The organism is Actinoplanes sp. NPDC026670 (genome assembly GCF_040638175.1).
Classification (GTDB): domain Bacteria; phylum Actinomycetota; class Actinomycetes; order Mycobacteriales; family Micromonosporaceae; genus Actinoplanes.
The window spans coordinates 1-1,477 of the sequence record NZ_JBEZXU010000178.1; the positions used below are offsets into that span (position 1 = coordinate 1).

The window sequence follows — 1,477 nt, forward strand, 5'->3', positions numbered from 1 at the left end:
GAGGCACGCGCCGCGCCGGCCGCGTCCCGGGCGGCGGCCTCGGCGTACCGGGCGGCGCTCTCCGAGGCGGCCCGCGCGGTGAAGGCGGCCTCGATCTGCGTGAGCATCGCGTTGAGCGCCCGGGAGAGCCGCCCCAGTTCCGAGGTCGGGACGGGTTGCCCCTCCTCCGGGTCGGGCACCCGCCGGCTCAGGTCGCCCCCGGCTATGGCGGCGGCCGTACGCTCTATCTCCACGAGGGGTTTCAGGCTGGTCCGGACGATCGCCGCGCCGATGGAGGCGAGCAGGATCAGCACCGCTGTTCCGGCGAGCACGTCGATCCAGAGCAGGCGCTGGACCGCCAGATCCACGTCGGTGAGGTGTTGCCCGACGGCGCCCATCTGGCCGTTCGGCAGCTGGGTGTAGAGCATCCGCCAGCGGCTGTGACCGTCGCGGGAACGGACGGTGAAAGGCTCACCCACCAGTTCCGCGAAGCCCTGCTCCGTCATCGGCCACGGCGGCAGGTCGTCCGGGCGGAGGTTCGGGTTGAAGTAACCCTCCTTGGGCTCGCCGTCGACGACCGCCAGCACGATGAATTCGCTGGGCAGGCCGAACTCGGTCGACCTGCCCTGCATGAGCAGGTCGACCGCCCGGGACATCGTGCTCTTGGCAAGCCTCAGGTCCTCATCGACCTGACTCTCGAGGTAGCTGCGGAGGAAGAAGGTGGTCGACGCGCTGATCACCACCAGCGCTCCGGTGACCAGGGCCAGCACCGCGGCGACCAGCTTGACCCGCAGCGGGACGCCGCGCAGTCGCGCCTTGCCCTGGTCGAGTGGGTTCACGCCGCCGGCTTGCGCAGCACGTAGCCGACACCCCGGAGCGTGTGGATCAGCCGGGGCTGGGTGTTGTCCACCTTGCGGCGCAGGTACGAGATGTAGGACTCGACGATGTTGTCGTCGCCCCGGAAGTCGTAGTTCCACACGTGGTCGAGGATCTGCGCCTTGGACAGCACCCGGTTGGCGTTCAGCATCAGGTAGCGCAGCAGCTTGAACTCGGTCGGCGAGAGCTGCACCCGCTGGCCGGCCCGGTGCACCTCGTGGGTCTCCTCGTCCAGCTCCAGGTCGGCGAAGGTGAGCCGGGAGGGCGCCTGCTCGCCGCTGCTGGTGCGGCGCAGCACCGCGCGGATCCGGGCGGTCAGCTCCTCCAGGCTGAACGGCTTGGTGACGTAGTCGTCCCCGCCCAGGGTGAGCCCACGGATCTTGTCGTCGGTGGCGTCCCGGGCGGTGAGGAAGACCACCGGCGTACGCGTGCCGCCCTCGCGCAGCATCCGGATGACCTCGAAGCCGTCCAGGTCGGGCAGCATCACGTCGAGCACGACGAGGTCGGGCCGGTGGTCCTTGGCGGCGTTGAGGGCGGCACTGCCGCTTGTCGCGGTGGCCACGTCGAAGCCCGCGAAGCGCAGGCTCGCGGAGAGCAGTTCGAGGATGTTGGGATCGTCCTC

Annotated in this window: 2 protein-coding genes; both read right to left on the reverse strand. The window is 70.1% G+C overall.

Annotated elements, in window-relative coordinates; all coding sequences use genetic code 11:
- Positions 1-818: HAMP domain-containing protein (locus AB0E94_RS52860; protein ID WP_360344545.1), on the reverse strand; the 818-nt coding region annotated here is incomplete at its 3' end.
- Positions 815-1,477: response regulator transcription factor (locus AB0E94_RS52865; protein WP_360344548.1), on the reverse strand; the 663-nt coding region annotated here is incomplete at its 5' end. The genes AB0E94_RS52860 and AB0E94_RS52865, both read right to left, overlap by 4 nt.